This window comes from Kitasatospora sp. NPDC057223 (genome assembly GCF_042669755.1).
Classification (GTDB): Bacteria; Actinomycetota; Actinomycetes; order Streptomycetales; family Streptomycetaceae; genus Kitasatospora.
Genome location: NZ_JBHUWW010000245.1, coordinates 1 through 5126, shown reverse-complemented (window position 1 = coordinate 5126; position 5126 = coordinate 1). Strand labels below are relative to the sequence as shown.

Here is a 5126-nt window from a genome sequence, read left to right as displayed (position 1 = left end):
CCCCCGAGGGGGTGCCGGCGCTCAGCCGTTCGGCCTGCCGGGGCCTACTCCTCGACGAGGAGCTTCTCCCGCAGCTGGGCGAGCGTGCGGGCGAGCAGCCGGGAGACGTGCATCTGGGAGATGCCGACCTCGGTGGCGATCTGCGACTGCGTCATGTTCCGGAAGAACCGCAGCACCAGGATCTTCTGCTCGCGCGGCGGGAGCTGGGCGAGCAGCGGCTTGAGCGACTCGCGGTACTCCACGCCCTCCAGCGCCTCGTCGGTCGTGCCCAGGGTGTCCGCCACGGCCGGCGACTCGTCGTCGCTGTCCGGGACGTCCAGGGAGAGCGTGCTGTACGCGTTGGCGGACTCCAGGCCCTCCAGCACGTCCTCCTCGGAGATCCCGAGGTGCTCGGCCAGCTCGTGCACCGTGGGGGAGCGGCCGTGCCGCTGGGACAGCTCGCTGGTCGCCGTGGTCAGCGACAGCCGCAGCTCCTGGAGGCGGCGCGGGACGCGTACGGCCCAGCCCTTGTCCCGGAAGTGCCGCTTGATCTCCCCGACGATGGTCGGCGTCGCGTACGTGGAGAACTCCACCCCGCGCTCGTGGTCGAACCGGTCCACCGACTTGATCAGGCCGATGGTGGCCACCTGGGTCAGGTCGTCCAGCGGCTCGCCGCGGTTGCGGAAGCGCCGGGCCAGGTGCTCCACCAGCGGGATGTGCATCCGGACCAGCTGGTTGCGCAGCTCCACCCGCTCGGGCGAACCGTCGGGCAGCGCCGACAGCCGGACGAACAGGGCGCGGGCGGCCTCGCGGTCCGGCGCGCCGGAGCGGTGCGGGGTGGGCTGTGCGGGCACCGCCGGGCGGCCGGGCGCACCGGCGGCCGCCGGTGCGGCGGCGCCGTCGGCAGCGGTGTCGGTGTCGGCCCCGCCGTCCGCGGCCGCGGACGGCGCCGAGACCCCGCTCGCGGCGGCGGTGACGGGCTCCGTCGTCTGCTGGGCCGACGGCTCGGCCGGCGCCTGCGGGGGCGACGGATCGGACGTCGGCTCGGTCGGCTGGCTCATCCGGTGGGCGTCCTTCGGGTGCGCGTCGTCGATGGCGGCGAGGCCGGGAACGCTCGCCTGGGGCGGTACGGCCGGGCCGGCCGTCGCGAGGGCTGCTGCCCCCGCACCGGCGATGGCGGGCGCGTCGGCAGAGCCGGCCGCTCGCCGGTCGGCATCCGTACGGTCCAGATCACTCACGGCCATTCCCCCGTTCCGTTCCGGGAGCACCGGGGCCACGGTCGAGGCCCCGGAGTCATCTCATGTGTCGTACCGCGGTGGGCGGTACCGGGAGCCGTACGCGCGGCCCGGGTGGTGCCGGGCGTACGGCCCTTGTCCGGCGGCGGCTGCGTCCGCCGCCGGGGTGTCGGCTGCGCTGTCCTGCGGCGGCCCTACGGATGGGCCGGGGAACCGCCGCGCTTCTTGTGCAGGCTGATCGACACCGTGTTGTCCTGGGCGACCGAGGATTCGACCTCGCCGGCCAGTGCGGAGAGCACCGTCCAGGCGAAGGTGTCCCGCTCGGGGGCCCGGCCGTCGGTGGTCGGGGCCGAGACCGTGACCCGGAGCGAGTCGCCGACCAACCGGAACTCGCAGGTGAGGACCGAACCCGGCACCGCCTGCTGGAGCAGGATGGCGCAGGCCTCGTCCACCGCGATCCGGAGATCCTCGATCTCGTCCAGGGTGAAGTCCAGCCGGGCCGCGAGGCCGGCCGTGGCTGTTCGCAGTACCGAGAGGTAGGCCCCTGCCGCGGGGAGCCGGACTTCGACGAAGTCCTTCACTCCGGGCTCGGCGTCGATCTGGGACACCCTCACCTCCTGGGTGACGCGCTGTGCTTCCGGCCCCGAGGCCGCGGCACTGTCTGTTGCTTGGCTCAACTGCTTCGCCCCAACTGTCCAGAGGGGTGGTGCGGTACGTACCGGTTCATACCCCGGTAGGGCTGGCCGGACGCCGCGCATCCGCCCGAGACGTTACCGCGATCGGCGGGCGGATGTCGCGATCCCGGACCGTCGTCACGGGAACGAGCTACTCCGGTACCGGGGGTCACTCATGGTAAGCCCTCGCGACGCAGGGTGTCAGCGGGCGGGCACGACTTGCTCGGAGCGTATTCCGGGCGCCGGCGCACGCGTTGTCCGGGGTCAGCGGGTGCCGGCCGCCGTCAGCGCCTCGTCCGTGAGCCGGTAGACCGTCCACCCGTCCATCGGCACGGCGCCCAGTGACTTGTAGAAGTTGATGGACGGCTCGTTCCAGTCCAGCACGGACCACTCGACGCGCGAGTAGCCCCGCTCGACCGCGATCCGGGCCAGTTCCAGCAGCAGTGCCTTCCCGTGGCCGCCGCCCCGTGAGGCCGGACTGACGTACAGGTCCTCCAGGTAGATGCCGTGGGTGCCGCGCCAGGTCGAGAAGTTGCGGAACCAGAGCGCGAAACCGACCGGCTCGCCGGTGGCGTCGTCCTCCGCGATGAGACCGAACAGCGCGGGGTTCGCGCCGAACAGGGCCTCGGTCAGCTGCTCCTGCGTGGCCTGGGCCTCGTGCAGTGCCTTCTCGTAGTCGGCGAGTTCGCGGATCATGGCCTGGATGACCGGGACATCGGTGATGACGGCGGTACGGATCATGCGTTCGAGGGTACTCAAAGGACCGGCCGGGCGGGATGTGCCGATCCGGCGGGGCCGGGGCGCCGGCTACTCCTGCTCGTCCCAGGCCTGGATGGACGTCTGGCCGGTGATCCGGCCGTTCCTGAGGTCGGCGACCGAGGTGCAGAGCACCTTGACGCCGTCCGGATAGACGCAGGACTCCATGAAGGCCACGTGGTCGCCCTGGACCAGGACCTGCTCCAGCTTGTGGGTCATCTCGCGGCCGTAGACGTCGCTCAGCATCGCGCCGATCTCGGAGCGGCCGTGCATGACCAGGGGGTGGCTCGGCTGGGTCTTGTGGTCGACCATGCGGAGTTCGGCGTCGTCCGCGTACAGCGCGAGCAGCGTCTCGGCGTTCCGGTGTTCGATGCCCTCGCGGAGCGCTGCGGTGTCGAAGGCGGTCGGTGCCGCCGTGGTGGCCATGGTCTTCTCCTTCGCCGGGATTCGTTCTCGTTCGTTCGTACACCCGAGCCTACGCCCGGGGTTCGGCTCCCCGCAGCCCTCTGCGGGGACGCGCTCGGCGCAGGTCGTTCCCCGCCGCACACCGACGGCCGCGGTGCCGGGGTCCGCGCCTCACCCGGACCGGCGGCACCCGGTGCGGGACGCCGGCCACGGGGCACGCCGGCCCCCCGCGGCCCGCGGCGAGCTGTCGGGAGGTCAGCGCCGGACTCCCGCCGGGCCGGCCCCTCGTGACGCCCCGGCAGCCCGACGGGCAGCCGGAAAACGCGGTGCCCCCGTTCGCCGGGGCGAACGGGGGCACGACGCGAGGAGCGTCCGTCAGGCGTCAGGCCTGCTTGGTCTCCCAGAAGATCTTGTCGACCTCGGCGATGAGGTCGAGCAGGGCCTGGCCGGTGGCCGGGTCCGTCGACGCCTTGGTGGCCGAGGCGGCCTTCAGGGTGTCGTTGATGAGCTGGTGCAGCTGCGGGTACTTCTCGAAGTGCGGGGCCTTGAAGTAGTCGCTCCACAGCACCGAGATGTGGTGCTTGACGGCCTCGGCGCGCTGCTCCTTGATGATGATGGCGCGAGCGCGGAAGTGCGCGTCCTCGTTGGCCAGGTACTTCTCCTGGGTGGCCTTCACGGACTCGGCCTCGATACGGGCCTGGGCCGGGTCGTACACACCGCAGGGCAGGTCGCAGTGGGCGTGGGCGGTGGCGCGAGGTGCAAACAGACGAGAGAACATGGGAGTCCTTCCTTAGATCGTCTTCCCGGGCCCGAGGTTACCCCCACGGCCCCGGGGTTTCGCGGCGGCCCCGGTGGCCTAGGGCCAAAGACGGAGTCCGAACCGGTTGATTTCGGACACGGCCGGGCGCGTCCGGGTGCGGGACACTGGACCCGGTGAACCGGAGGAGGCAGGCGTGGGGCGCACGGAGGAGCCGCGGGACGGGACGGCCGGCGGGGGGCTGCTGCCGTTCGGCGTGATCGACGTGGCGGGGCCGTCGATGGTGCCGACCCTGCGCGACGGCGACCTGGTGGTGGTCCGGTACGGGGCGCGGATCCGGCCCGGCGCGGTGGTGCTGTTCCGGCACCCGTTCCAGCAGGACCTGCGGCTGGTCAAGCGGGCGGACGGCCGCCGGCCGGGCGGCTGGTGGCTGCTGTCGGACAACCGGCCGGTGGACAGTGACAGTCGTCAGTTCGGCGCGGTGCCGGAGGAGTTGGTCCTCGGGCGGGTGCTGCTGAGGGTCCGCCCGCGGCCGGCCTGGCTGGCGCCCTCGCGGCTGCTGGAGCGCGCGCTGCTGGCCCGCCCGCTGGCGCGGGTGCCGGGGCTGGCCCGGCGGTGCGGGGTGTGGCTCAGCCCGGAACCGTAGCCCTGGCGGCGTCCTGCGCCTCCTGGCGCTTGCGGGCCCGGTAGGCGGCCACGTTGGCGCGGGTGGCGCAGCGGTCGGAACAGTAGCGCCTGGACCGGTTGGTGGAGGTGTCCAGGTAGGCGTTGCGGCAGGGCGGCGCCTGGCAGATGCCGAGCCGGTCGGCGCCGAGCCCGGTCAGGTGGATCGCCAGGCCCATGCACGCGACGGCGGTGTAGTTGGCGGCGGCGGTCGGCGCGTTGTCGGCGAGGTGGAGGTGCCAGCGCGGCCGGCCGTCCTCGTCGAGGTAGTCGTGGCCGGAGACCAGCGGGCTGACCGGGTACTCGATCATCAGGCTGTTCAGCAGGTCGACCCCGCGGACCTCGTCGCCCTCGGCGGCCGCCTCGAACACGCCGCGCAGCCTGGTCCGGGCGGCCCGCAGTCGCGGCAGGTCGGACTCGTCGGCGAGCGAGGCCGCCCGCGAGGGGCTGCCGAACAGCGCCCGGACGGCGTCCACCGAGGTCAGCTCGTCGGTGCCGCGCCAGGGCTGCTCGCTGTTGACGAGCCGGACGGCGAAGTCGGCGTAGGAGGCGAGCTCCACGGTGGTCCTTCCAGGGCGGTAACGGGTGACTTGCCTCCAGCCTATTACCTCCGGCCGGAAAAACGGCGGCGCCCGGCAGGGTGGGACCGGGCAAGGC

At 72.9% G+C, this 5126-nt stretch carries 7 protein-coding genes; 1 reads left to right on the top strand and 6 read right to left on the bottom strand.

The annotated features are described in order from the left end of the window. Positions 1–44: 44 nt before the first annotated feature. The 5 genes from ACFUK0_RS39350 to sodN form a co-directional block, all read right to left on the bottom strand. Positions 45–1223: a SigB/SigF/SigG family RNA polymerase sigma factor gene (locus ACFUK0_RS39350; protein ID WP_380258755.1), complete on the bottom strand. Its 1179-nt coding sequence runs from the start codon at positions 1221–1223 to the stop codon at positions 45–47. A 185-nt stretch (positions 1224–1408) separates the two neighbouring features. Beyond that, on the bottom strand, positions 1409–1822 hold the full coding sequence (locus tag ACFUK0_RS39345) for an anti-sigma regulatory factor (RefSeq protein ID WP_380258753.1): 414 nt from the start codon (positions 1820–1822) through the stop codon (positions 1409–1411). Positions 1823–2152: 330 nt separating this feature from the next. After that, positions 2153–2629, bottom strand: a complete 477-nt coding sequence (locus tag ACFUK0_RS39340) for a GNAT family N-acetyltransferase (protein ID WP_380258751.1) — start codon at positions 2627–2629, stop codon at positions 2153–2155. A gap of 66 nt (positions 2630–2695) precedes the next feature. Next, positions 2696–3070, bottom strand: a complete 375-nt coding sequence (locus ACFUK0_RS39335; protein ID WP_380258749.1) for a nuclear transport factor 2 family protein — start codon at positions 3068–3070, stop codon at positions 2696–2698. A gap of 361 nt (positions 3071–3431) precedes the next feature. Beyond that, on the bottom strand, positions 3432–3827 hold the full coding sequence (gene sodN, locus ACFUK0_RS39330) for a superoxide dismutase, Ni (RefSeq protein WP_371479586.1): 396 nt from the start codon (positions 3825–3827) through the stop codon (positions 3432–3434). A gap of 175 nt (positions 3828–4002) precedes the next feature. On the opposite strand from sodN, the gene sodX reads away from it, so the two are divergent. Continuing rightward, positions 4003–4452 (top strand): nickel-type superoxide dismutase maturation protease, encoded by a 450-nt coding sequence (gene sodX / locus ACFUK0_RS39325; RefSeq protein ID WP_380258747.1) that lies wholly within the window; start codon positions 4003–4005, stop codon positions 4450–4452. Here the strand turns inward: sodX and ACFUK0_RS39320 are convergent. Continuing rightward, complete coding sequence (locus ACFUK0_RS39320; RefSeq protein ID WP_380258745.1) at positions 4436–5029, bottom strand: CGNR zinc finger domain-containing protein; 594 nt, start codon at positions 5027–5029, stop codon at positions 4436–4438. The two genes, sodX and ACFUK0_RS39320, sit on opposite strands and share 17 nt — an antisense overlap. Positions 5030–5126: the final 97 nt, after the last annotated feature.

What these genes read in the sequence shown, in the direction of transcription:
- ACFUK0_RS39340 (WP_380258751.1), bottom strand. Translation starts at nt 2,629, where the DNA reads ATGATCCGTACCGCCGTCATCACCGATGTCCCGGTCATCCAGGCCATG.
- ACFUK0_RS39350 (WP_380258755.1), bottom strand. Translation starts at nt 1,223, where the DNA reads ATGGCCGTGAGTGATCTGGACCGTACGGATGCCGACCGGCGAGCGGCC.
- sodN (WP_371479586.1), bottom strand. Translation starts at nt 3,827, where the DNA reads ATGTTCTCTCGTCTGTTTGCACCTCGCGCCACCGCCCACGCCCACTGC.
- ACFUK0_RS39335 (WP_380258749.1), bottom strand. Translation starts at nt 3,070, where the DNA reads ATGGCCACCACGGCGGCACCGACCGCCTTCGACACCGCAGCGCTCCGC.